We start from the raw sequence: 22,618 nt of genomic DNA on the forward strand, positions 1-22,618 counted from the left end.
ATGTGGCGATCCGCCGCAGCCATGATCACAAGGAGTGTCCGCCATGACCGATGCCAGACCCGCTTCGTCTCCCGAACCTTATATGTCGGGCTTCGCCAACGAGTTCGCCACCGAGGCACTGCCGGGCGCCCTGCCGGTGGGCCAGAATTCGCCGCAACGCGCGCCCTATGGCCTGTATGCCGAGCAGATCTCCGGCACCGCCTTTACCGCGCCGCGCAGCCACAACCGCCGCTCCTGGCTGTACCGTATCCGTCCGGGCGCGGTGCATAAGCCGTTCCAGCTGCTGCCTTCCCAGAGCCTGGTATCGGACTTTTCCAGCGTCCCGCCAACGCCGCCCAACCAGTTGCGCTGGGACCCGCTGCCGATGCCCGATATCGCCACCGACTTCATCGAAGGCTGGGTGACGATGGCCGGCAATGGCGCGCCCGATGCCGGCAGCGGCTGCGCGATCCATCTGTATGCAGCCAACCGCGACATGGAAAGCCGCTATTTCTACAATGCCGATGGCGAACTGCTGATCGTCCCGCAGCAGGGACGGCTCTCGATCGCCACCGAGATGGGCCGGATCGATGTCGAGCCGCAGGAAATCGTGGTGATACCGCGCGGCGTGCGCTTCCAGGTCAGCCTGCCGGACGGCCAGGCGCGCGGCTATATCTGCGAGAATTTTGGCGCGCTGTTCCGCCTGCCCGACCTCGGCGTGATCGGGTCCAACGGCCTGGCCAATCCGCGCGATTTCCTGACGCCGTCGGCCTGGTATGAAGACAAGGAAGGCGACTTCGAGTTGCTGACCAAGTTCAGCGGCCGCCTGTGGAGCGCACCGATCGGCCATTCGCCGCTGGACGTGGTGGCCTGGCATGGCAACTTCGCGCCCTATAAATATGACCTGCGCCGCTTCAACACCATAGGCTCGATCAGCTACGACCATCCGGACCCGTCAATCTTCCTGGTGCTGCAGGCGCCGAGCGCGGTGCCGGGCGTCGACAGCATCGACTTCGTGATCTTCCCGCCGCGCTGGCTGGCCGCGGAAAACACCTTCCGGCCGCCCTGGTTCCACCGCAATGTGGCCAGCGAATTCATGGGCCTGATCCATGGCGAATACGATGCCAAGGCCGAAGGCTTCGTGCCGGGCGGCGCCAGCCTGCACAACTGCATGACCGGCCACGGCCCGGATGCCGACACCTTCGAGAAGGCCAGCCGCTCTGACACGTCCAGGCCAGGCAAGGTAAGCGATACCATGGCCTTCATGTTCGAAACGCCGGTGGCGATCAAGCCGACGCAATTCGCGCTGGAGACTTCGCAACTGCAGAGCGAATACTTCCAGTGCTGGCAGAACCTGAAGAAGCACTTTTCTCCGACCAGCAAATGAACGGCGCTGACATGCCGCCCCTGTCCAGTGTGGACAGGCAAACAACCACAGGCCCGATACGCTTATGATCAATCTGAATGAAACCCACAACCCGGCACTGCGCAGCTGGGTTGCCTCCGCCAACCTGCCGGTCTCGGACTTCCGGATCCAGAACCTGCCTTTCGCGGTATTTCGCCGCAAGGGCAGCGGCGAAGCCTTCCGCGGCGGCGTGGCCATCGGCGACCAGATCCTCGACCTGGCCGCCGCTGCCGGCACCGCCGTCTTCAGCGGCGACGCCGCAGTGGCGCTGCAGGCCGGCGGCGAGGACAAGCTCAATGCCCTGATGGCGCTAGGCGCCGGCAAATGGAGCGCACTGCGCCTGGCGCTGTCGCGCGCCCTGCGCGAGGGCGCTGCGGAGCAATCCAAGCTGGAAGCCTGCCTGGTGCCGCAGGCGCAAGCCGAATACGACGTGCCGGCACGCATCGGCGACTACACCGACTTCTACACCTCGGTTCATCACGCCACCAATATCGGCAAGCAGTTCCGGCCGGACAATCCGCTGCTGCCCAACTACAAGTGGGTGCCGATCGGCTACCACGGTCGTGCCTCCAGCATTGGCATTTCCGGGCGCGCCTTTCCCCGCCCGGTGGGACAGACCGTGCCGCCCGGTGCGACCGAGCCAACGGTAGGTCCTTGCCAGCGGCTTGATATCGAACTGGAACTGGGCATCTTCGTCGGCATCGGCAACAGCCAGGGCGAGCGTATTGCGATGAATGAGGCAGAGGAGCATGTGTTTGGGATCTGCCTGCTCAACGACTGGTCCGCGCGCGACATCCAGGCCTGGGAGTACCAGCCGCTCGGCCCCTTCCTGTCGAAGAATTTCGCCACCACTATCTCGCCGTGGATCGTGACGCTGGAGGCGCTGGCGCCTTACCGCCTGCCGTTCGAGCGGCCGGCCGGAGAGCCGCAGCCCTTGCCTTACCTGGACTCGGAAGACAACCGCCGCGCCGGCGCATTCGATATCCAGCTTCAGGTCGGCATCCAGACGCCAACAATGCGCAAGGCCGGGCAGGGCGACGCCACCATCTGCCGCACCAGCTACCGCCATGCCTACTGGACAGTGGCGCAAATGGTGGCGCATCACACCGTGAATGGTTGCAACCTGCAGCCTGGCGACCTGTTCGGCAGCGGCACCCTGTCGGGACCGACGCTGGACCAGGCTGGCGCGCTGGTGGAGCTGACAGTCGGCGGCAAGCAGCCGCTGCAGTTGCCCAACGGCGAGGCACGCACCTACCTGCAGGACGAGGATGCCGTCGTGCTGCGTGGCTGGTGTGAAAAGGCCGGCGCGGCGCGCATCGGCTTTGGGGAATGTTGGGGGACGGTTCTGCCGGCCAATGTATAGGCAGCCGAATGAGTAGGGTGGAATACCCCGAAGGGGATTTCACGATCAGCGGTGGGACGACAGACATAGTCAAAACCATGCGCTGTTCAACAACCGTGGAATGCCCTTCGGGTATTCCACCCTACTACGGTTGGCCCCGCTCACAGTTACCCGGGATGAACAGAGGCGTTATTCTCAGACCCCCATCTTCAATCCCTCGATCGTGTGCAACTGCACAATGGGCTCCAGCGTTTCTACCACCCGGCAGGTCAGATGCTGCTGTACCTGCTGCGGCAGGGCTTCCCAGTAGGCATGTGTCACCTGAAGATCATGGCGCGCCGCATTGCCGGCGTCGGGCGCATCCACGCCCAGCACCAGGATGGGACGCGACGCATTGGAGCGGTTCGCGGTGCCTCGGTGGATGGTCAGCGCTGAGCGCGCCGAGATGTCGCCCATGGCCGGCATCTTGCGCTGCATCCGCGCTTCATAACGGGGATAAAGTGCCTGGTCGGGAAACATGCCGCTGGCGTCGCTGCACCCGTTGATGTCGTCCCACTGGGTGCCTGGCGCGATCTCCAGCGGCCCCATCTCCTCAGTCACATCCACCAGCGTCATGTTGAAGGCCAGCGAGTTGAGCCGGCGGCCGCGCGCCGTGGCTTCCGGCGTCGGGAAGTCGCGATGCCAGGGCTGGTTGGCCGCACCCGGTCCCGGCACATCGAAGCCGATCTCGACAATCCGGTAGTCCGGGCCAAGCACCGCCTGGCTGACCGCGACGATCCACGGATGGGTGGCGATATCGACAAAGCCGCGCAGCCGTTCCGGATGCACCTCCACGTAATAGCGATTCGGCCCGCGGTTGAGCGCGCCGCCGGGGCGCTGCAGCGCCTCGGCAAAAAGCGCGTCGACATCCTCGCGCAGGCGCTGCACCCAGGCCCGCTCGAATCCGCCCTTGCAAGCGATGATGCCGGCGCCGTAAAGGCCGCCAAGGATGTCAGCATCATCGAACTGACTGGAATTGGCTTGCGGCTGGGCGCTCATGAGTTCTCCAATGGCCATGTTGAACGTGTTAGGCCTCGGACCGGCTTGATCGGAAAAAGTGCCGGACGGAACAGAAAATATTTCAATCCGGATGCGCTGCTCCTTGTTTCCATGCCATCCGGACAAGTTCGTCTATTGTTTCGCCAGCCCACGGCAAGGCCCTGGAAAACACTCCAGCCCGCAAAGGCCCTATCATCGCCATTCGCGGTCGGCTGCGGTGACCGGCGAGCCACATTGACCAACAAGGGAAGAGAGACCATGAAAACGAGAATCACCGAATTGTTCGGCATCGAGCGTCCGATTATCCAGGGCGGCATGCATTATGTCGGCTTTGCCGAATTGGCGGCAGCGGTGTCGAATGCCGGCGGCCTGGGCATCATCACCGGGCTGACCCAGCCCAGTGGCAAGCATCTGGCCGAAGAGATCCGGCGTGCCCAGGCAATGACGGACAAGCCCATCGGCGTCAATCTCACTTTCCTGCCGGCGGTGACGCCGCCCGACTATCCCGGCTACATCGACGCCATCATCAATGCCGGCGTCAAGGTGGTTGAAACCGCCGGCAACAATCCGGCGAAATGGCTGCCGCGGCTGCAGGACGCCGGCATCAAGGTGATCCACAAGTGCACCTCGGTCAGGCATGCGCTGAAAGCCGAATCGATAGGCTGCGACGCGGTCAGCGTCGACGGCTTCGAATGCGGCGGGCATCCTGGCGAGGATGACGTGCCCAACATGATCCTGCTGCCCCGCGCCGCCGACGAACTGAAGATCCCCTTCGTTGCCTCGGGCGGCATGGCCGACGGTCGCTCACTGGTGGCGGCGCTGGCCATGGGCGCCGACGGCATGAACATGGGCACCCGTTTCATCGCCACCCAGGAAGCGCCGGTGCATCAGAACGTGAAGGACGCCATCCTGAAAGCCAGCGAGCTCGACACCCGCCTGGTCATGCGCCCGCTGCGCAACACCGAACGGGTACTGGTGAATGCGGGCGTGGAGCGCCTGCTGGAAAAGGAGCGCGCGCTGGGCGACAGGATCGAGTTCAAGGACATCCTGCCCGAAGTGGCCGGCGTCTATCCCCGCATCATGCGCGAAGGCCAGATGGATGCCGGCGCCTGGAGCTGCGGCATGGTGGCCGGCCTGATCGACGATATTCCCACAGTGCAGGCGCTGCTCGACAGGATCATGGCGCAGGCCGAGGCCATCATCCGCCAGCGCCTGGCGGGCATGCTGGACTGAACGCAGTGGCTGGCGCCTTGCCGTGCAAACGACAAGGCCTGCGAATAATTCCAATGCAGCAAAACTAAGGCTTGCCATCCGACAAGGGCTTTATATCGAGCCAGGCGCACGCCAATGCGGTGCCTCCCGGCCCGGACGCAGACGAGCGACTGATACCAAAATATCCTCCATGGCCGCTTGACCTTACCATCACGGGAAGGTTTATCCTGCAGGCATGAAACTGGAGGATGTCATGGATACCGCCGTCAAACCTGCCGTTGCGCCGATCGACCTGAGCTTCAGCGTAGAAGGCATGACCTGCGCTTCCTGCGTTGCGCGCGTCGAGAAAGCCCTGAAGGCCGTTCCCGGCGTGGAGAGCGCTTCGGTCAACCTTGCCACCGAAAAGGCGACGGTGCGCGCCAGTCCCGCGCTCCCGGTCGATGCGCTTTCGGCTGCGGTCGACAAGGCGGGCTACAACATCCCGAGCAATACGGTGTCGCTTACGATCTCCGGGATGACCTGCGCTTCCTGTGTCGGGCGTGTCGAGAAGGCATTGAAGAAAGTGCCTGGCGTGACTGGCGCCTCGGTCAACCTGGCTACCGAGAAGGCCCAGGTCACCTCGGTTGGCGTGCCAATTGAAACGCTGCTGGCCACGGTTCGGAAGGCTGGCTATGAGGCTGCGCCGGTGTCCAGTAACGGCGTGTCTGCAAGCAAGGCGGAAGCCGTTCTGCCTGGCTGGTGGCCGGTTGCCGTGGCTGCACTGCTCAGTGCGCCGCTGGTTGCGCCCATGCTGGTCATGCCATTCGGCGTTCACTGGGCATTGCCGGGATGGCTGCAGCTTGCATTGGCAACGCCAGTGCAGTTCTGGCTTGGCGCCCGCTTCTACAAGGCGGGCTGGAAAGCCGTGCTGGCACGCTCCGGCAACATGGACCTGCTCGTTGCGCTGGGCACTAGCGCTGCCTATGCGCTGTCGCTGTATCTGCTTCTCGGGCACGGCGACCATGCAGGCATGGGCCATCTGTATTTCGAGTCTTCCGCCGTGGTCATCACGCTGGTGCTGCTCGGCAAATGGCTGGAGGCACGGGCCAAGCATCAGACTGTCGCCGCGCTGCGCGCGCTGGAGTCCCTGAAAGCCACCACGGCGATCATCCGGCGCAATGGCCGGGAAGACGAGATTCCGGTATCGCAGGTGCGCGTCGGCGACATGATCGTGGTGCGCCCCGGTGACCGGGTGCCGGTGGATGGCGAAGTGACCGAGGGCAGCAGCCACCTGGATGAATCCCTGCTGACTGGCGAAAGCCTGCCGGTGACCAGGAACGTGGGCGACACCGTCACCGGCGGCGCAGTCAATGCGGACGGCATGCTGGTGGTGAAGGCCACCGCGGTCGGCGGCGATACGATGCTGTCGCACATCATCAGGCTGGTGGAGGATGCGCAGGCGGTCAAGGCGCCAATCCAGCGCCTGGTCGACAAGGTCAGCGCCGTCTTCGTGCCGGTGGTATTGCTGATCTCCCTGGTCACCCTGCTTGGTTGGGGACTGATGACCGGCGACTGGCAGCAGGCCCTGCTTAACGCCGTGGCGGTGCAGGTCATTGCCTGCCCCTGCGCGCTCGGCCTGGCCACACCGACTTCCATCATGGCGGGAACCGGCGTGGCGGCAAGGTACGGCATCCTGATCAAGGACGCCGAAGCGCTGGAAACCGCGCATGCGGTCAATGTCGTTGCCTTCGACAAGACCGGCACGCTGACCGAAGGCAAGCCGGCGGTAGTGGCGGTCGAGGCCGGCTCCCGCTCCTGGCACGCGCTGCTGGAAATGGCCCGCGCCGTGCAGCAGTACAGCGAGCATCCGCTGGCCAGGGCCGTGCAGGCTGAGGCCATCAGGCGCGGCATTGCCCTGCGGCCGGCCACGGCTGCCCAGGCGCTTGCAGGCCGTGGCGTGCGCGCCGATGTCGATGGCGCCACCGTCCACCTGGGCAACAAGCGCCTGATGCATGAGATCGGCCTCGATACGGCTGCAATGGAAGAAGCGGCCGCACAGCACGAGAGCGCCGGGCGCACAGTGTCATGGCTGGCGATACGGGGCCATGGCGCCACCGAACTGGCCGGCCTGCTGGCCTTCGGCGACACCCTGAAGCCATCCGCCAGGGCGGCCGTGCAGCGCCTGCGGGCAATCGGCGTGGCATCCGTCATGCTGACAGGCGACAATCCGGGCAGCGCACGCGCCGTGGCCTCGGCCGTGGGCATCAGCGACTTCCGCGCCGAGGTGCTGCCTGGCGACAAGGCCGATGTGGTCGCCGCCCTGAAGAAGGATGGCAAGACGGTCGCCATGGTCGGCGACGGCATCAACGACGCGCCGGCGCTGGCTGCCGCGGACGTGGGCATTGCGATGTCGACCGGAACCGATGTGGCCATGCATACGGCCGGCATTACCCTGATGCGCGGCGAGCCAACCCTGGTGGCGGAAGCGATCGACATCTCGAAGAAGACCTATCGCAAGATCCAGCAGAATCTGGGATGGGCTTTCATCTACAACATCGTGGGCATTCCGCTGGCTGCCCTTGGCTACCTAAACCCGGTGATCGCTGGCGCCGCCATGGCATTCTCCAGCGTGTCCGTGGTGTCGAACGCCTTGCTGCTCAGGCGCTGGAAGCCGGCATTCATCGAAGGAGAACGGCAATGAATATAGGACAGGCGGCAGAAGCCTCTGGCGTCACTGCAAAGATGATTCGGTATTACGAGAGCATCGGCCTGATATCGGCTGCAAGCAGAACCGATGCGGGCTACCGGCAATACACTGACAGGAACGTGCAGACGCTGCGCTTCATCAAGCGCTCGCGCGAGCTGGGCTTTTCCCTCGAGCGCATCAGGACCCTGCTCGGCCTCTGGGAAGACCGCGGCCGCAAGAGCGCCGATGTAAAGAAGCTGGCGCGTCAGTACATTGCCGAACTGGACCGGGATATCGAAAAGCTGCAGACGATACGCAATGAGCTGCAGAACCTGGCCAACAGCTGCCACGGCGACCTTCGTCCGGACTGCCCGATTCTGGATGAGCTGGCGACCGCGCAGCATGGCTGCCATTGACTTCGCATTGTCATGCCACATCGGCAAGCGGGAAGGGCTGCCGTGCCTACGGTCGTTGAGAAAACAGAAGCGGACGCGCCAGTGGCGAACGCCATGGCAGCCATTCCGTTGGACCTCCTGTCTTCATACGGCGGCGCTGGCCGTCACCGGGTAACCGGCTTCAGTAATTGCTGATTTCACGGCATCCAGGCTGGCCTCGGATGCGATCCGGACCATTTTGGCAGCCAGGTCGACATCGACTCTTGCCTTGCTGTCGATCGATTTCACAGACCTGGTCACGCTTCTGACGCAGCCGCCGCAGTTCATGCTTTCCACTTGCAGTTCATACATGGTGTCATCTCCTTTGCCAAAACAGAGTCCAATCCAGACCTTCCTGCAATGGGAAGGTCAAGCGCCAGTATGAAGAAGGTTTTCGGTGCGAGGCGATAAGGCTATAAGGCCTATTGCTGCTTTTCCATCTGCGTCACAGTGAGCTGGCCATTCGGCTGTTCAGCGATGAAGCGGATATGGTCGCCCGCCTTCACCTGGTCCAGCATGGACGGGTCCTTGACGCGAAACACCATGGTCATCGCGTCCATGCCGATGTTGCTCAGTGGGCCGTGCTTGATGGTGATCTTGCCGGCGGCCTTGTCGACCTTCTTTATCTCGCCGGCAGACATCGTGTCGGCTGCGGTCGTCCCGGGTTCAGCGGGCTGCGCATGGCTTGTCGATAGCGACGACACAGCGAGTGCCGCCAGAAATGCTGCTTGTACCACTGTTTTCATAGGCTATGCCTTTCCATTTTGATGGGATTGATCGGATTTTTTCTCAATGACCAGGCGGCGCGTTGGTGACGAGGATCGCTGCTGCCACCAGAGCAAGCAGAAGCGCAATGGCTTCGATTCTCAGCACCGCGATCACGTTGCGCAGCCCTCGCTGCGCTGCCTGCAGAGAACTTGCCGCGAGCGATGCCGGCAGGCCGAGGAACCTGTTGTAGCCGCCAAGCCCGATTGCAATCGCTACCAGCAGAAGCTTCGCCAGCAGCACCTGCCCATAAGCCACGCTGACAAGGTCCCCGGGACCGTCGAGAAGGCGCCAGGCGTTACAGGCGCCGGTTGCCAGGACACCTGCCAGGGCCGCAGTCGCCCACTTCGACATGGCGCCCAGGTACGCGGCGCGCGCCGTGGATGGCGCCGGTTCCATCAGCAGCACCCGGGGAAGCACCAGCCCGCCGGCGACGAACACGATGCCGGCCCATAACGCCATGCATAAAAGGTGCAGCCACTGCGCTAATGCCGCGACACTGAACGGACCCTGCTCGTACCCATGGCCGATTACCACCCGCGCTGCCGCCACCGACATCAGCAGGCCGCCCATGCCTGCCACATAGTGCCTGTCCAAGCCGCGTCGGTACAGAAACGGATGCGCCAGCATGGCAACGACAAGCAGGGCCAGGGCTGCGGCACCGGCGTGGCCATAGTGGGTCGCGGTAATCATCTGCATGCAGACAGGCCAGGCATCGAGCCAGGCGACGTCGCCCATGATGGCGGACTCCGTCCACAAGGACAGGAAGACGGCGGCGGTGCAAACAGCCAATCCCGCGAGCATCGCCCGGGACAGGCGCCTGGCGACTGCCTGCTGCCACGGCGCTGCCTGCCCGATCAGCCAGAGCCGGCATGCCAGCACGCCCATGGCCCATGCAAAGCTGATGTTAATGGCCGCAGTTGCGGCGACCTGGGCAGGCGTTGACTCCATCGCTTACTTTACGGTAAAGGCATAGTCGCCCTTGCGCCGGTGGCCGTCATGGCCAACGACGGTGTATTCGACCCTGTATTTTCCTGCTGCAAGCGCCGGCACGGCCAGCTTCAGAATGGCCGGGTTGGCGGGATCCAGGGCGGCCTTGTCCGTGCCAACTGCCTTGCCGGCGCTGTCGATCACCCTGGCGCTGCTGAAGGCGCCTTCCAGCTTTTCATTGAACTGGAGCGTGATTTCCGTCGGCGCGGCGACAACGGCATCCTTCGCGGGCGTGGCGCCCTGCAGGGTGGCATGTGCCCGGACCGTACCGTGCATGGCCATGGCGGCGAGCAGCATCGCCGTGATGCCGATTCGTGGCAGCTTCATGAGAGATTCCTTTCTATCCTGTTTCAGTGTTGATGGCCCTGTGGCTTCCTGGCCCGGTATTCGACGCCGGCAGCGGAGAGACTGGCTCCCGGCGCCCTGGTCGCAGCCGGGACGTTCCCGGTCCATTCGTAGGCCACGGACCCCTTAGGATGCTTGTACCAGCCGGGGTCGGAATAGTCACCAGGCTTCTGTTCCTTGCGCACCTTCACGGTAGTGAACATGCCGCCCATCTCGATATTGCCGAACGGGCCTTCGCCGGTGGCCATTGGCAGGGTATTGTCCGGCAGCGGCATTTCCATGCTGCCCATGGCGCCGCCGCGTTCCCCCATCGCCATGTAGTCCGGCACCAGGCGGTTGATCTTTTCGGCGATGCCCTTCTGGTCCACGCCTATCATGGTCGGGATGTTATGGCCCATCGCATTCATCGTGTGGTGCGACTTGTGACAGTGAAAGGGCCAGTCGCCAGGCTCGTCCGCAATGAATTCGAGGGCACGCATCTGACCCACGCCGATATCCATCGTGACTTCCGGAAAGCGCGCTTCCGGCCGTATCCATCCGCCATCCGTGCCCGTGACGGCGAATTCATGGCCATGCAGATGGAACGGGTGGTTGGTCATGGTCAGGTTGCCCATGCGGATGCGCACCCGGTCGCCCTGCCGCACATTCATCGAGTCTACGCCCGGGAAGACCCGGGTGTTGATGGTCCACAGGTTGAAGTCCAGCATGGTGCTGACCTTGGGCGTATAGCTGCCCGGCTGGATGTCGTAATTACCGAGCAGGAAGACAAAGTCACGGTCCACCCGCATGAAGTCGGGATTCTTCGGATGCGTGACCCAGAAGCCCATCAGCCCCATTGCCATCTGCACCATTTCATCGGCATGCGGGTGATACATGAAGGTGCCCGGGCGCTTGGCAGTGAACTCATAGACAAAGGTCTTGCCGGGCGGGATGCCGGGCTGCGTCAGGCCGGTCACGCCGTCCATGCCGTTGGGCAGCCGCTGGCCATGCCAGTGGATGCTGTGCTCTTCCGGCAGCTTGTTGGTGACAAAGATGCGCACCTGGTCGCCTTCCACGACTTCAATCGTCGGCCCTGGCGACTGGCCGTTATAACCCCAGAGATTGGCCTTCATGCCCGGCGCAAACTCGCGCACCACCGGCTCGGCGACCAGATGGAATTCCTTGACGCTGTTGTTCATCCTCCAGGGCAGCGACCAGCCATTAAGCGTGACGACCGGATGGTAGGGCCGGCCGTTCGGTGGCGCCAGCGGCGCCTGGGTGGCGGCGGTCTCCATGATGACCGCTTCCGGCAGGGAAGCCGCGCCAACACGGGTGACAACGCCTGCGCCCACCATCGTGGCGGCGCTGGCCAGGAAATTTCTGCGTGAAACCATTGCTGTTCCTTTGCTTAATGTTGCGGCTGCGCTTCAGCGACTGCCTGGCCGCGTATCTCGGTCGAGCCGCCACCGCTGCCGTTGCCATTGATGGCTGCCTGCAGGTTGGTCTCGGCGATCCAGAAGTCCCGTTGCGCTTCGATGGCAGCATTGACGCTGCTGACCTGTGCGCGCGAGTCGGTCAGCAGCTCGAACACGCTGGCAAGCATGCCGTTATAGCGAAGCAGCACCTCATCGGAAATCCGCTTGCGCAGCGGCACCACTTCATCGAGGTAATGCCTGGCGATGTCATGCCGGGTGCGGTAGGCAGAGTAGGCTTCCCTGACCTCCGAGCGCGCCCGGATTGCGGTATCCGCGGTTCGCTGCAACGACTGCATGTAGATCGCCTCGGCCCGGGCGCGGCGCGCGGTGCCCCAGTCGAACACGGGCAGCGCCAGTTCGATTTCATAGCCGTTCTGTCGTGGCTCGCCGGTCTGGCTCTTGTTGGCATAGCCTAGCTCCAGCACATTGATGAAGCCGGTTGCGCGGGTCAGGCCCAGCGCGCTGGCCGTGGCCGATGCGCCCTGCCTGGCGATCTGCACATCCAGCCGCTGCCGCATCGCCTGTGCCTCGATGTCGTTGGCGTCGGTCAGCCTCTCCGGCAGCTCAGGAAGGCGCTCCGGGATGGCGTAGTCCAGCGCGCTGCCCCACAGGCCGAGAAGGCGGGTCAGCTGTTCCCGCGCCGCCACGGCGTTATGCCTGGCGCGTGCAAGCTGGGTAGTGGCATCCGCATAGAAGGCCTGCTCGCGGGCCTGGTCCAGCCGGCTCCAGTTGCCGACCCTGCTCATCCGCTGCGCTAGCTCTGCGCTGGCTTCGGCCGCGGTAGTGACTTGCCCGGCATAGTGCAGCGCCTGCTGCGCGCCGACGGCGTTGAAGTAGGCTTTACGGGTGTCGGTGGCCAGCTGAACCGCCTGCGCGGCGGCCTGGAGCTTGGCCTGCTCGAAGCGCCGGCTTTCGATGCCGGTGCGTAGCGGCAGTGTCAGCAGCCCGACGAAGTCGAACAAAATGCTGCGATCGATGTCGATATTGTCGCCGCCGCGTATCCGGCCGAAGGAAAAGCCGGGGTTGCGCAGGCGCCCCGCCTGCACCAGGTTCGCTTCGGCAATGCCGAGTTCGGCGAATGCCGCCTGCAGCCCCTTGTTGTTGGCCAGGGCAATCCGCACTGCGGCGTCTGGCGTCAGGGGTTGTGTCAGAAACTGCTTCACGGCCGAGGCGCTTGCGGCGGTATCTTCGGCTGAGCTGTCACGCTGCACGGCCTGGCCTGTGCGTTCCCTGGTGAACGCGGATACGGTGTCCAGGCCACCGTCGCTGGAAAAGCTCGCGCAGCCTGCCAGAAGCAGGCTTGAAAACGCGATGGCGAGCGGCTTCATGCGCGCTGCATTGCGGTTTGTCGACATGCTTTTTCCTTAATGATGGCTGCCATGGACGGCATGCGGGTCGGCAGGCGCAGCGGGCGCCCGCGTGATGTCTTTCCCGGGAGATGCCGGCGTCGGACCATGCCCGGCATGGGCATCCTTGCCGGGCACCGCCTCATTGGCGCCACGCCAAGTCTGGTCGGGCGTACCCTGTGCATCCGTGGCGGAACGGTACTCCTTGAAAACAGAGATGTAGGTGGAAGCCGGCACGGGCGCATCAGGATCGGCCGGGCTGGCCTGCTGGCCTTGCTGCGCCATGGCGGCAAGAGGCAGAAGCGCCAGGGCTAAGACCCTGGACCAATAGGATAAGAACATGATTACCTCGAAATCGATAAGGCAGGCGTGCCAGGGCACGCAAACTGCACCAGGACCCGGAGCGCAGGACAAGTTCTGTCCGGCGTAGCCAATCCCGGTACGCGATCAGGCGGTCATGCGTTTGGGAGGACGTTCCAGGCCGCTTGGCACGATGCCGGCAAGCCAGGGCAGGGGAGCAGCGGTGACGGGCAGGGAGCTGCGGCAGGCATTATTCGGGTCTGACTTTGACATCAGCGCAGGGGCGGCCACGCAGCAGTGGGCACAGAGACTGCAGGTGGCATGCTTGTGCTTGCCGTCGTGGGATTTGTCTGGAGCCGCGTTGGGCTTGACCGCGGCGCCGTGATGGCCTGCATCGGCATGCGCCATGTTCATCGCCTGGCCATCGTGATGGTGAACCGCCGCGGAGACCGGCATGCCGGCTGAGCCATTCCCTGCCATCGGCGCGCAGACGGTCTGCATAGTGGCAGCGATCCCCTGGAAGGAAAGCGCAAGCAGCACGAGCCAGAGCAGCAGAGTCTTCAAGAAACGGTTCATTTTTTTTAGTTTAGCATTCCATGCGGCATGGCTTCTACAGTTGCTGCCGTGCCGGGCTGCATTGTAAACCTCTTGCAGTAGCGAGGTAAGCCGTTTCTCGACTGCTGCTCCGATGCAAAAGTTCCTGACTGCATTTAAGGACAACGGGCAATCGCTATCCAGGGCCGCCAGGTTTCAGGCATGTCGAGCACGCACCGGCGATTTGCGCGAAGATGACGGGCCCGGCTTAACGAACCGCACGAAGCATGCCTTGACCTTCCCACAGTAGTAAGGGTTAAAGTAAGACCACTTTTGATGAAGCAGCCTTGAATGGAGTACAGGATGAAAAGCTATTTGATCGCTGGCCTGCTGATGGCCGCCTCGACCCTTGCCCACGCCGCAGGCGAAGCCATTACGGTCTACAAGGACCCGAACTGCGGCTGCTGCGGCGCGTGGGTCGAGCACTTGCGCGAAGCAGGCTACAAGGTGAAAGCGGTCGATTCGGACGATATGGCTGCAGTGAAAAAGCGCCTCGGCGTGCCGGAGAACCTGGAGTCCTGCCACACCGGCGTGGTGGATGCGTCGGGCCAGGTCGTCGAAGGCCACGTGCCCGCCACCGCGCTGGCCAAGCTGATTGCCGCGCCGGCGGTGAAAGGCGTCGCCGTGCCGGGCATGCCTGCCAACTCGCCCGGCATGGGCAAGATGAATGGCAAGCTTGTTACCGTCGACTTTGCAGGCAAGCAGTTTTCGAAGGATTAAGGCAGTGTGGAGCAGGCATGGCCTTGGAGCCATTCAGCCCGCCTGCCGCTTGAATGACTGGGCTCGGGGCCTAATGAAAGGCCCTGTGCTTCGCTGCACATATTCCTTCCATCCGCGCCCGACCAGCATCTGTCTTCCATTGTCCGCAAACCCGTGACACGTTCGCTTCGCCATTCATAAGCAATTCTTTTTAATTGATATGAAATATGAATTTTCCGAATGTGGTGACTTGATGTCTAATGGCGCTTTCCCGGCATTGCTTTGAGGCGCCGGCACGGACGAAAGGAATCAGCATGCACTCTCATCAGTACGATGTCGCCATCATCGGCGCCGGCATTGGCGGCCTGACACTGGCGCTTTGCCTGCATCAGCAGGGCATTTCCTGCCGTGTCTTCGAGGCGGCACAGGAAATCCGCCCCCTGGGTGCCGGCGTGAACCTGTTGCCGCATGCAGTACGGGTGATGGATGAACTGGGTCTGGCCGGGTGCCTGTCCGAGGTAGCGGTCACGACCAAGGAATCGATTTTTTTCAACAAGTTTGGCCAGTTCGTCTACAGCGAGCCGGCCGGCCGTGACGCCGGTTATGCCTGGCCGCAGTTCTCGATCCATCGCGGCGACCTGCAGATGGTATTGCTGGAAGCCGTGCACGAGCGGCTGGGCAGGGATGCGGTACAGCTCGGCTGGCGCTGCTTGGGCGTGGACCAGGACGATGCCGGCGTGACCATGCGCTTCGATGACGGCAATGGACATGAGCGCGAGCCCGCCCGCGCCGCGCTGGCGGTGGCTTGCGACGGCATCCATTCGGCAGTACGCAAGCAGTTGTATCCCGACGAGGGCGCGCCACGCTATTCCGGCGTCAACATGTGGCGCGGCACCACAGTGCTGCCACCTTTCCTCTCGGGCGCCAGCATGGTGCGCGCCGGCTGGTTGTCGGTAGGCAAGATGGTGATCTACCCGATCCGCAACGATGTGGATGGCCAGGGCAGGCAGCTGGTTAACTGGGTTGCCGAGATCGAGGCGCCGCAGCCGGCACGGCGCGACTGGAACCGCGGCGGCCGGCTGGAAGACTTCTTCCCCGCCTTCGCCGACTGGCATTTCGACTGGCTGGACGTGGCCGCTATGCTGCAGGCCACCGAGACCATCCTGGAATATCCGATGGTGGACCAGGACCCCTTGCCAAAGTGGAGTTTCGGCCGCGTCACGCTGCTGGGAGATGCCGCCCATCCGATGGTGCCGCGCGGTTCCAACGGCGCCGGTCAGGCCATACTCGACGGCCCCAGCCTGGCCCAGCAGATCCGTGCCTTCGGCGTGACCGGTAAGGCGCTGGAGGAATACGAGCGCATTCGCCTGAAGGCCACCAGCGAAGTGGTGCTGATGAACCGGGTGGCGCCGCCGGATGCCATCCTGCAGACCGTGCATGAACTGACCGGCGGCAAGCCCTTCGACCGCATCGAGGACGTCATCAGCCGGGAAGAACTGCAGGCAGTGTCGAACCGCTACAAGCAGGTTGCTGGCTTCAGCGTGAACGCACTGTCCCAGCCCGCGCCGGCGCGCTAGTGTAGGTTACCGCAGTGCCGGCATGAACATATCGACGCGCCAGCTCAAGGCTTTCCTGCTGATTGCGCAACTGAAGAATTTCACCCGCGCGGCGGAGCGCCTGCATATTACACAGGCCGGCCTGAGCGTGATGATGCGCGAGCTGGAAGTGCAGCTTGCCAGCCGGCTGTTCGATCGCACCACCCGCTCGGTAACGCTGACGCCGGCCGGCGAGAAGCTGTTGCCGATCGCGCAGGTCGCCGTGGAAGGGCTCGAGCAGGTGGCCGCGCAGCTGGACGACATGTCGGACAAGGCGCGCTACCTGCTGCGCGTGGCTGCCACGCCGCTGGTGTCGTCGACCCTGATGCCGCTGGTGATCAGCCGCTTCCGGCAGCACTATCCCGATGTCACGATACGGGTGGTCGATACCGACCTGAAGCAGGTGCAGGCTCTGGTGGAAAGCGGCGGCGCCGACTTTGGCCTGGGCTTCTTCTTCGAAGGCAGCAAGAGCATCGAGCGCAGGCTACTGTATGACTTTCCGCTGGTGCTGGTCGGGCCGCTGCAGGCGCAGGGCGATGATGCCGGCATGCCCGCGCCCGGCATGCCGGTGCCATGGGAGAGCCTGGATGAACTGATGCTGATCGGGCTGCCGCCTGACAACCCGATCCAGCAGCTGATCGACCGCCAGCTTGCCAGGACCGGCCGCGCCGATGCCGAGCGGGCATCGTTCAACCATTTCGACACCCTGATCGCCATGGTGGCCATTGGCCTCGGGTCGGCGGTGATACCGTCGTTTGCCATGCCCGCATGCCGGCGCCATCGGGTCAGCGCCGCGCCGCTGGTGCAGCCACAGGTCACCGCCGGTTTTCACCAGATCTCTCGCAAGGGACGCGGCAAGCCGTTCTACATGGCCGAGTTCACCGACATGCTGATCGCGATGCTGCCGCAGATGGCGGCGGGAGAAACGCAGTCAGGCTGACACCGCAAGACCGCAAAGCCAGAACGCGGCTTATCGTTCACAATGACGCGCTGCGCTTGCGGCGCGAAGCAAGCTAAAAAAATGGATAACAATTTCAAGGAGACCGTCATGTCACAAAACACTGCTTCAATGTCGCAGCGCCGCGGGCGCCGCCAGTTCATGCTGCTTGCCGGCGCGATGGCCGCGCTTGCCTTGCCCGGCCTTGGCATGGCCCAGGAAGCCTGGCCGTCCAGGCCGATCACGATCGTCGTGCCGTTCACGCCCGGCACTGGGATCGATGTGCTGGCGCGCACGTTGGGCCAGAAGCTGTCGCAGCGGGTCGGCCAGCCCGTCATCGTGGAAAACAAAGCCGGCGCTTCCGGCAACATTGGCACCGAAGCGGCTGCCCGCGCCGCGCCGGACGGCTACACGCTGCTGATGACCGTCAATACCTTCGTGATGAACGCCAGCCTCTACAAGAGCGTTCCCTACGACCCCGTAAAGAGCTTCGTGCCGGTCGCGCCCACCGCCCAAGGCGCGCTGACCTTCGCGGTCAATCCCGCTGTCCCGGCAAAGACGCTGACGGAAGCCATCAGGCTGTTCAAGGATAATCCCGGCAAGTACACCTATGCCTCGCCCGGCAACGGCACGCCGCAGCATCTGGCAATGGAGCTGTTCAAGCTCAATACCGGCGCGGACCTGCTGCATGTGCCGTACAAGGGTTCGGCCGGCGCCATTACCGACCTGCTCGGCGGCCAGGTGCAGGCGATGATCCTGCCGGTGCATTCGGCGCTGGTTCATGCCAAGGCAGGCAAGCTGCGCCTGCTCGCGGTGGCGCAGGACAAGCGGGTCCCCGGCGCGTCCGACGTGCCGACCTTTGCCGAACAGGGCGTGGCCAATTCCAATGTGGACCTCTGGTACGGTCTGCTGGCGCCAGCGGGCACGCCGGCGCCGGTGGTGGCGCGATTGAACAGCGAAATCAACCAGATCCTGGCCATGCCCGATGTGACCGAAGCGCTGGACAAGCAGGGCATGGTGCCAACGCCCGGTAAGGCCGACACCCTGGGCATGATGGTAAAGAATGACCTGGTGCGCTGGGCCGACGTGATCAAGCGCGCCAAAATCAGCACGGACTGAGGCGCTGCAAGGCGCTGTAAGGCAAACAAGAAAGGCCTGCCTGCCCGCCATGTCACTGGCGGGCAGGCAAGCCTTGGCCCACGTGGTGCAAGGGCTGGATTACTTCGACGTGGTGCCGGTCGTGCTGCTGGCGCCTTCCTTCTTCGTCATGGTGCTGCTGGTCTCGTTCTGGCCGGTCGGGCTCATCTTGCCCTCGCGGTTTGCCTGTGTCTTGCCGGTGGCGTCCTTGCTGGCGCTTTCCTTTGCCGCTTCAGCCTTCTTTTCACTCTTGGTGGTTGGCGCCGCAGGAGCAGCAGTGTGGGCGGCAGCGAAAGCGCCGCCGGCGATCAGGGTGGCGCAGGCGCCGACGATCAGGGTCTTCAACATGGTTGTCTCCGTTCAAGTTGGAATTCGTGGATGCCACAGGGTCACGATCTTTGATGCTTCGTCGAATATACGCAGGAATTTTGGCGCAGGGTTTGATTGCATCCGTGTAAAGGCGCGATTTCCGTAGTAACACGATGGGTTTTCTTGCACGCCTTGTCTGTGCATCTGCAAGCGCATGCCTTGTTGCAAGTTTATTGCGGCGGCTATCGGGCGCCGTAGGCTCGGGACAGCGTAGCGCTGGCCCCGGCAGATCAGTGTGCTGGCGGGACTGCGGTGCCGGCCGCCGGCAGCATGCGCTCGGCCAGCGTATGGTAGAGCGGCGTCCTGCATACAAGCCTGGAAGCCGCGCTGGCAATCCGTGTTGCCGCCATCAACGGCATGAGCATGTGGTGGCTGTCGGTCATCTCCATCATGATGATGAAGGAGGTCAGCGGCGCGCGGGTCACGCCCGCCAGATAGGCCGCCATCACCAGCAGCACCATTGCGCTGCGCGGCGCCAATGCCGGCAGCAGCGCGGCCACGTTGTCGCCGATGCCGGCGCCGACAGCCAGCGACGGCGCAAAGATGCCGCTAGGGACGCCGGCGGCGGATGACATCAGCGTGGCCAGGAACCTGGCCGCGCCAAAGTGCCAGGGCAGGGCGCCGCTCTGTTCCAGGGTCAAGCGGGTCGGGTCATAACCCGTGCCAAATACCAGGCCATCGGTGGCAACGCCCAGCATCGCGACACCCAGGCCGCAGCTCGCCGCCCAGGCATAGGGCCGGGAGTGGGCGAATCGGCCGGCGCGGCCCGGCAGGCTGGCGCTGCTGTGTACCATCAGCCAGGCCCAGCCCTTGTGCCAGTAGCTTACCGCGCTGCTGCGCAACCTTGCACGCGTCGAGCCCCGATTGTCCATTGCCTTCCTGATCGAGATCGAAAAATTTGTATTCTAGGAAATGAAATTCCGCGCATCGCTTGCCAGGCATGGCGATGCGCCGAATGTCTTGCGACACTGAAGACTTTACCAAGGCAATAAAGTCTTGAACCGAGAACGGTATTTCCGGAATCGATCGAAAGCAGATCCCCAGCTCGTGAACTCCGGCTGTCGGTTAGTCAGTCTTGTCTCAGGGCATTGCGTCAGAGTACGTTGCGACCCTGCGCCGCTGACGTAATGAGGTTGCTCTTTTCTAACGGCTCACCAGCTTGTAACGCAGTGGTCCAGGTGCTGGTGTCAGCAACCGCGGCCCAGTTCGAATGAAGCAGGACCATGAGAGTGTCATGGACCTGCCGGGCAGACGCACGACCTGCCTCATTGGCAAGGTCGATCGCGCCGGTCGCGTCCGAAAGAACCTCGACGGTGAAGCCGCGAGGTTCCGCGTCGACTGCGGAAGCGAGTACGCAGTTGTTGGTCATGTATCCGACGAGGGTAATCGTGTCGATGCCTTGGTCACGCAGCCATGCGTCAAGGTCGGTGTCAGCGAATACGCTGCCGAACTGCTTACTGATCCGTTTGGCCGCCTTGCCTTCGTGTACGGCAACGTTGGGATGGTTCAGGAAGGTGGCTGATCCGGAGCCGAACACAGGGGCTCCGTCCGGTAGTTCATGTTGAACAAGAACGACCGGAGCAGCGGCATGCACAGCGGCTTCAATCGCCTTGCGAATGCGTGAGATGGACTCCTCACGGGCTGGATACTGGATGGGAAGAAGTCCTTCGAAATACTCCTGTTGGGCGTCGATGACGATTAAGGCTCGGCGTGGTGCAGTCATGTCGTTCTCCGTTTAAAAGGTTGGTTGGGACGGGGTGGATTTCACGTGCGGGGTGTTGTAGTGCTCAACAATGAGGGTGATGCCGCGCTCATTGGGGCAGATGAATGTCCGCTGACGACGAGCATAATTTCGTCGGCACCTGTACGTTCGTGCAGGGCTTCGCGAGGATCTGCGACGGCAGCGGGGTGCTGTGGAAAGTTTGATCGGTGTAGGCGGCGATGATCTGATCCTCCTGCATTGTCGCCGGGTAAGCCTCGACTTCGTCTGGCGGCAGCAGCAAGTAGCCTTCGCGCTTGAACATACGCAGCATGGCCATCGCTGACGTCCTGGCCTGTCGCTTTGCCGCGGTCCTGTCATCGCTGATCGCAACAGGAATACTGACAAGAATGTAGGGCTTGTCGAGAACGTCAGAAGTCTTAAAGGTTTCCCGATAGATGCGCAAGGCCGTGTCGATGTCGGCGTCGCCGAACCGCATCGCAAACGCATACAGTCGACCAAGCTGCGCTGCCAAATGCGCCGAATAGGGTGAAGAGCCTAGTATCCAGATCTCGGTGCCAAAAGATTCCGAGGGCACGCGGTTCTGAGCAGCCTGCCAGGGACCGGGCACTGCGTGGACATGCCGATACAGATGGCTAGATGGAAACTCATCCCCCAGGAAACCGAGCAGCTCAAGCACCTGGTGCGGAAATCCGTCGTTGGCGTTTGCGCTGCGCCGCAGCGCCGCTGCGGTCGCGCCATCGGTGCCTGGAGCGCGGCCAAGGCCAAGATCGATGCGGTTCGGAGCCAGGGCCTCGAGCATTTCGAACTGCTCGGCGATCAGCAGCGGCACATGGTTTGGAAGCACCACGCCGCCCGCGCCGAGGCAGATGCGGGCCGTCTCTGCGATGAACCGGGCTACCATCAGCGGTGGCAAAGAGACTGAAGTGGCGCCCATCCCGTGGTGCTCGGACATCCAAAACCGGTGGTATCCGCGCTTGTCCGCCGTCCGGGCCAGCGAGATGGTGCTCGCTAGCCCCTGTGCTGCGGTCCTCCCGACGCCGGTGCCTCCGTTCGCCAGCACGGACAAAGTGAAAGGCGCTGTGCCAGATGGGGAAACGAATTGCATGCAGAATCTCTTTCTCGTATAAACGCGGTGGACGCTATGTCAGGCAGCTTGCCCGGCCCGCGGGCAGACTTTCGATGTAATCGGGCCATGTCCATCTCACGCTTCCAAGGCTTCACGCCCTGCCACCTATCGGTGCCTTCCGTTGTTTCTGGAGCACCACCGTCGGCACGGACGTGGCGCCCTTGCAAGTCGTCACGTGTCTTACGCAAACGGGACCGCTGCAGAGCGCAGGAAAAGTGGGGCTCAGAACTTCAATATGTCGCCATCAGACGGAATACGCACGCGGTCGCCAATCTTGTGTTGCTTTACATGCTCGCGCAGTTCTTTGCGGCTTAGCGTCATGTGATTGATCGCATCCATATGGACGGCGATGATAGTGGCGCTAGGCATGGCCTGGTAAGCATGCAGAACGTCGTCCTTACCCATGATGATGGACCCGGTATAACTCTTCATGCGGGCATCGCCGGCGTTGAGGATGATGACGTCTGGCTTGAACTTTGCCAACGTGTCATCAACTGTCGCATTCCACACGGTGTCGTCTACGAGGTAAATTGTCTTGGCGCCGCTCGCCTGGAAGACCACGCCCATCGCTTCGCCTAAGGCATCGCCCAAAGGCTTCTTGCTGTACATCTCTTCAGTGCCATGCCGACCGCCGGCCTTTGTCAGATGGACGCCTTCGAATTCCGTAGTGCCGGTCAGGATATGGACATTTGTATAGCCCTGGCTACGTATTAGCTTTGCATCGGCTTCATGCTGCACAAAGAGCGGCGTCGCTTTCGAAATAAATGTCTGATCGCCACCGTCCCAGTGATCGAGGTGAGTGTGCGTGACAATCACGGCATCCACCCCCTTCATGATGTCCGTTACCGCCAGCGGCAGTTCGACCGTGGGGTTGCGCAATTCGCTGTGGAAAGTGTCAGGAAAGCCGGCGTAGATCCCCTTCTTAGCCAGGAAAGGATCGACCAGAAAGGTCTTGCCCCCATAGTGGATTTTCGCCGTGGCGTTGCGTATCTGTTGGACTTGTACGGGTGCTGCAGCGCTTACGGCAGCCGTTGCAGCAGCGTAGAACGGGAAACTCACGGTTCCCGTGGCGAGGGCCAATGCGCTCACTAACGTTTTGATTGATTTCATGTTGTTGCTCTGTTGAGTAAGTAGCGGGGATCAACAGTGTGGGTGTATTGGCG

At 62.9% G+C, this 22,618-nt stretch carries 23 protein-coding genes; 9 read left to right on the plus strand and 14 right to left on the minus strand.

The genetic code is table 11. The features are described from left to right. Positions 1–43: 43 nt before the first annotated feature. The gene (gene hmgA / locus KTQ42_RS19035; protein ID WP_217347197.1) at positions 44–1,366 is read left to right on the plus strand and encodes a homogentisate 1,2-dioxygenase; all 1,323 of its coding nucleotides are present in this window, start codon (positions 44–46) and stop codon (positions 1,364–1,366) included. 64 nt (positions 1,367–1,430) lie between these two features. After that, positions 1,431–2,747 carry a fumarylacetoacetase gene (gene fahA / locus KTQ42_RS19040; protein ID WP_217347198.1) on the plus strand — a complete coding sequence of 439 codons (1,317 nt, stop codon included), beginning with the start codon at positions 1,431–1,433 and terminating at the stop codon, positions 2,745–2,747. Between the two features lie 174 nt (positions 2,748–2,921). Here the strand turns inward: fahA and KTQ42_RS19045 are convergent, their stop codons facing one another. After that, positions 2,922–3,764, minus strand: a complete 843-nt coding sequence (locus KTQ42_RS19045) for a phytanoyl-CoA dioxygenase family protein (protein ID WP_217347199.1) — start codon at positions 3,762–3,764, stop codon at positions 2,922–2,924. Positions 3,765–4,022: 258 nt separating this feature from the next. On the opposite strand from KTQ42_RS19045, the gene KTQ42_RS19050 reads away from it, so the two are divergent. The 3 genes from KTQ42_RS19050 to cueR all read left to right on the plus strand — a co-directional run bounded on the left by KTQ42_RS19050 (position 4,023) and on the right by cueR (position 8,057). Beyond that, a complete protein-coding gene (locus tag KTQ42_RS19050; RefSeq protein WP_217347200.1) occupies positions 4,023–4,997 on the plus strand; it encodes a nitronate monooxygenase family protein in 975 nt (324 codons plus the stop codon). A gap of 232 nt (positions 4,998–5,229) precedes the next feature. Continuing rightward, positions 5,230–7,656 carry a heavy metal translocating P-type ATPase gene (locus KTQ42_RS19055; RefSeq protein ID WP_217347201.1) on the plus strand — a complete coding sequence of 809 codons (2,427 nt, stop codon included), beginning with the start codon at positions 5,230–5,232 and terminating at the stop codon, positions 7,654–7,656. Beyond that, entirely contained in the window at positions 7,653–8,057 is a 405-nt protein-coding gene (gene cueR, locus KTQ42_RS19060) for a Cu(I)-responsive transcriptional regulator (RefSeq protein ID WP_217347202.1), read from the plus strand. The genes KTQ42_RS19055 and cueR overlap by 4 nt, the downstream gene beginning before the upstream one ends. A gap of 123 nt (positions 8,058–8,180) precedes the next feature. Here cueR and KTQ42_RS19065 read toward each other — a convergent pair whose 3' ends face one another. The 8 genes from KTQ42_RS19065 to KTQ42_RS19100 form a co-directional block, all read right to left on the minus strand. Then, positions 8,181–8,387 carry a heavy-metal-associated domain-containing protein gene (locus KTQ42_RS19065; RefSeq protein WP_217347203.1) on the minus strand — a complete coding sequence of 69 codons (207 nt, stop codon included), beginning with the start codon at positions 8,385–8,387 and terminating at the stop codon, positions 8,181–8,183. A gap of 110 nt (positions 8,388–8,497) precedes the next feature. Continuing rightward, positions 8,498–8,821, minus strand: a complete 324-nt coding sequence (locus KTQ42_RS19070) for a copper-binding protein (protein WP_217347204.1) — start codon at positions 8,819–8,821, stop codon at positions 8,498–8,500. Positions 8,822–8,864: 43 nt separating this feature from the next. Beyond that, positions 8,865–9,728, minus strand: a complete 864-nt coding sequence (locus tag KTQ42_RS19075; RefSeq protein ID WP_217347205.1) for a CopD family protein — start codon at positions 9,726–9,728, stop codon at positions 8,865–8,867. A gap of 66 nt (positions 9,729–9,794) precedes the next feature. Further along, positions 9,795–10,157 (minus strand): copper homeostasis periplasmic binding protein CopC, encoded by a 363-nt coding sequence (gene copC / locus KTQ42_RS19080; protein ID WP_249222995.1) that lies wholly within the window; start codon positions 10,155–10,157, stop codon positions 9,795–9,797. Positions 10,158–10,180: 23 nt separating this feature from the next. Beyond that, positions 10,181–11,548 carry a copper oxidase gene (locus KTQ42_RS19085; protein ID WP_217347206.1) on the minus strand — a complete coding sequence of 456 codons (1,368 nt, stop codon included), beginning with the start codon at positions 11,546–11,548 and terminating at the stop codon, positions 10,181–10,183. Between the two features lie 14 nt (positions 11,549–11,562). After that, positions 11,563–12,984, minus strand: coding sequence for a TolC family protein (locus KTQ42_RS19090; RefSeq protein ID WP_249222996.1), 1,422 nt, complete (start codon positions 12,982–12,984; stop codon positions 11,563–11,565). 9 nt (positions 12,985–12,993) lie between these two features. Beyond that, on the minus strand, positions 12,994–13,317 hold the full coding sequence (locus KTQ42_RS19095) for a hypothetical protein (RefSeq protein WP_217347207.1): 324 nt from the start codon (positions 13,315–13,317) through the stop codon (positions 12,994–12,996). Between the two features lie 105 nt (positions 13,318–13,422). Beyond that, a complete protein-coding gene (locus tag KTQ42_RS19100; RefSeq protein ID WP_217347208.1) occupies positions 13,423–13,839 on the minus strand; it encodes a DUF2946 family protein in 417 nt (138 codons plus the stop codon). Between the two features lie 333 nt (positions 13,840–14,172). On the opposite strand from KTQ42_RS19100, the gene KTQ42_RS19105 reads away from it, so the two are divergent. The 4 genes from KTQ42_RS19105 to KTQ42_RS19120 all read left to right on the plus strand — a co-directional run bounded on the left by KTQ42_RS19105 (position 14,173) and on the right by KTQ42_RS19120 (position 18,219). Then, on the plus strand, positions 14,173–14,589 hold the full coding sequence (locus tag KTQ42_RS19105) for a DUF411 domain-containing protein (RefSeq protein ID WP_217347209.1): 417 nt from the start codon (positions 14,173–14,175) through the stop codon (positions 14,587–14,589). 293 nt (positions 14,590–14,882) lie between these two features. Then, positions 14,883–16,145, plus strand: coding sequence for a flavin-dependent oxidoreductase (locus tag KTQ42_RS19110; protein WP_217347210.1), 1,263 nt, complete (start codon positions 14,883–14,885; stop codon positions 16,143–16,145). 22 nt (positions 16,146–16,167) lie between these two features. Further along, positions 16,168–17,103: a LysR family transcriptional regulator gene (locus KTQ42_RS19115; protein WP_217347211.1), complete on the plus strand. Its 936-nt coding sequence runs from the start codon at positions 16,168–16,170 to the stop codon at positions 17,101–17,103. A 108-nt stretch (positions 17,104–17,211) separates the two neighbouring features. Then, entirely contained in the window at positions 17,212–18,219 is a 1,008-nt protein-coding gene (locus KTQ42_RS19120; protein ID WP_249222997.1) for a tripartite tricarboxylate transporter substrate binding protein, read from the plus strand. Between the two features lie 99 nt (positions 18,220–18,318). Here the strand turns inward: KTQ42_RS19120 and KTQ42_RS19125 are convergent, their stop codons facing one another. The 5 genes from KTQ42_RS19125 to KTQ42_RS19145 all read right to left on the minus strand — a co-directional run bounded on the left by KTQ42_RS19125 (position 18,319) and on the right by KTQ42_RS19145 (position 22,565). After that, positions 18,319–18,585, minus strand: coding sequence for a hypothetical protein (locus KTQ42_RS19125; RefSeq protein WP_217347212.1), 267 nt, complete (start codon positions 18,583–18,585; stop codon positions 18,319–18,321). A gap of 251 nt (positions 18,586–18,836) precedes the next feature. Further along, positions 18,837–19,478 carry a chloride channel protein gene (locus KTQ42_RS19130; protein ID WP_217347213.1) on the minus strand — a complete coding sequence of 214 codons (642 nt, stop codon included), beginning with the start codon at positions 19,476–19,478 and terminating at the stop codon, positions 18,837–18,839. Between the two features lie 221 nt (positions 19,479–19,699). Next, the gene (locus KTQ42_RS19135; RefSeq protein WP_217347214.1) at positions 19,700–20,329 is read right to left on the minus strand and encodes an isochorismatase family protein; all 630 of its coding nucleotides are present in this window, start codon (positions 20,327–20,329) and stop codon (positions 19,700–19,702) included. Between the two features lie 88 nt (positions 20,330–20,417). Continuing rightward, complete coding sequence (locus KTQ42_RS19140) at positions 20,418–21,434, minus strand: MsnO8 family LLM class oxidoreductase (protein WP_217347215.1); 1,017 nt, start codon at positions 21,432–21,434, stop codon at positions 20,418–20,420. A 243-nt stretch (positions 21,435–21,677) separates the two neighbouring features. Then, positions 21,678–22,565 carry an MBL fold metallo-hydrolase gene (locus KTQ42_RS19145; RefSeq protein WP_217347216.1) on the minus strand — a complete coding sequence of 296 codons (888 nt, stop codon included), beginning with the start codon at positions 22,563–22,565 and terminating at the stop codon, positions 21,678–21,680. Positions 22,566–22,618: the final 53 nt, after the last annotated feature.

It is taken from the genome of Noviherbaspirillum sp. L7-7A (genome assembly GCF_019052805.1).
Taxonomy (GTDB): domain Bacteria; phylum Pseudomonadota; class Gammaproteobacteria; order Burkholderiales; family Burkholderiaceae_D; genus Noviherbaspirillum_A.

Coding starts and splice junctions, on each gene's coding strand:
- KTQ42_RS19125 (WP_217347212.1), bottom strand. CDS start 18,585: ATGTTGAAGACCCTGATCGTCGGCGCCTGCGCCACCCTGATCGCCGGC.
- fahA (WP_217347198.1), top strand. CDS start 1,431: ATGATCAATCTGAATGAAACCCACAACCCGGCACTGCGCAGCTGGGTT.
- copC (WP_249222995.1), bottom strand. CDS start 10,157: ATGAAGCTGCCACGAATCGGCATCACGGCGATGCTGCTCGCCGCCATG.
- KTQ42_RS19130 (WP_217347213.1), bottom strand. CDS start 19,478: ATGGACAATCGGGGCTCGACGCGTGCAAGGTTGCGCAGCAGCGCGGTA.
- KTQ42_RS19045 (WP_217347199.1), bottom strand. CDS start 3,764: ATGAGCGCCCAGCCGCAAGCCAATTCCAGTCAGTTCGATGATGCTGAC.
- KTQ42_RS19055 (WP_217347201.1), top strand. CDS start 5,230: ATGGATACCGCCGTCAAACCTGCCGTTGCGCCGATCGACCTGAGCTTC.
- KTQ42_RS19090 (WP_249222996.1), bottom strand. CDS start 12,984: ATGTCGACAAACCGCAATGCAGCGCGCATGAAGCCGCTCGCCATCGCG.
- KTQ42_RS19075 (WP_217347205.1), bottom strand. CDS start 9,728: ATGGGCGTGCTGGCATGCCGGCTCTGGCTGATCGGGCAGGCAGCGCCG.
- KTQ42_RS19070 (WP_217347204.1), bottom strand. CDS start 8,821: ATGAAAACAGTGGTACAAGCAGCATTTCTGGCGGCACTCGCTGTGTCG.
- hmgA (WP_217347197.1), top strand. CDS start 44: ATGACCGATGCCAGACCCGCTTCGTCTCCCGAACCTTATATGTCGGGC.
- KTQ42_RS19105 (WP_217347209.1), top strand. CDS start 14,173: ATGAAAAGCTATTTGATCGCTGGCCTGCTGATGGCCGCCTCGACCCTT.
- cueR (WP_217347202.1), top strand. CDS start 7,653: ATGAATATAGGACAGGCGGCAGAAGCCTCTGGCGTCACTGCAAAGATG.
- KTQ42_RS19050 (WP_217347200.1), top strand. CDS start 4,023: ATGAAAACGAGAATCACCGAATTGTTCGGCATCGAGCGTCCGATTATC.
- KTQ42_RS19085 (WP_217347206.1), bottom strand. CDS start 11,548: ATGGTTTCACGCAGAAATTTCCTGGCCAGCGCCGCCACGATGGTGGGC.
- KTQ42_RS19110 (WP_217347210.1), top strand. CDS start 14,883: ATGCACTCTCATCAGTACGATGTCGCCATCATCGGCGCCGGCATTGGC.
- KTQ42_RS19115 (WP_217347211.1), top strand. CDS start 16,168: ATGAACATATCGACGCGCCAGCTCAAGGCTTTCCTGCTGATTGCGCAA.
- KTQ42_RS19140 (WP_217347215.1), bottom strand. CDS start 21,434: ATGCAATTCGTTTCCCCATCTGGCACAGCGCCTTTCACTTTGTCCGTG.
- KTQ42_RS19145 (WP_217347216.1), bottom strand. CDS start 22,565: ATGAAATCAATCAAAACGTTAGTGAGCGCATTGGCCCTCGCCACGGGA.
- KTQ42_RS19135 (WP_217347214.1), bottom strand. CDS start 20,329: ATGACTGCACCACGCCGAGCCTTAATCGTCATCGACGCCCAACAGGAG.
- KTQ42_RS19120 (WP_249222997.1), top strand. CDS start 17,212: ATGTCACAAAACACTGCTTCAATGTCGCAGCGCCGCGGGCGCCGCCAG.
- KTQ42_RS19065 (WP_217347203.1), bottom strand. CDS start 8,387: ATGTATGAACTGCAAGTGGAAAGCATGAACTGCGGCGGCTGCGTCAGA.
- KTQ42_RS19095 (WP_217347207.1), bottom strand. CDS start 13,317: ATGTTCTTATCCTATTGGTCCAGGGTCTTAGCCCTGGCGCTTCTGCCT.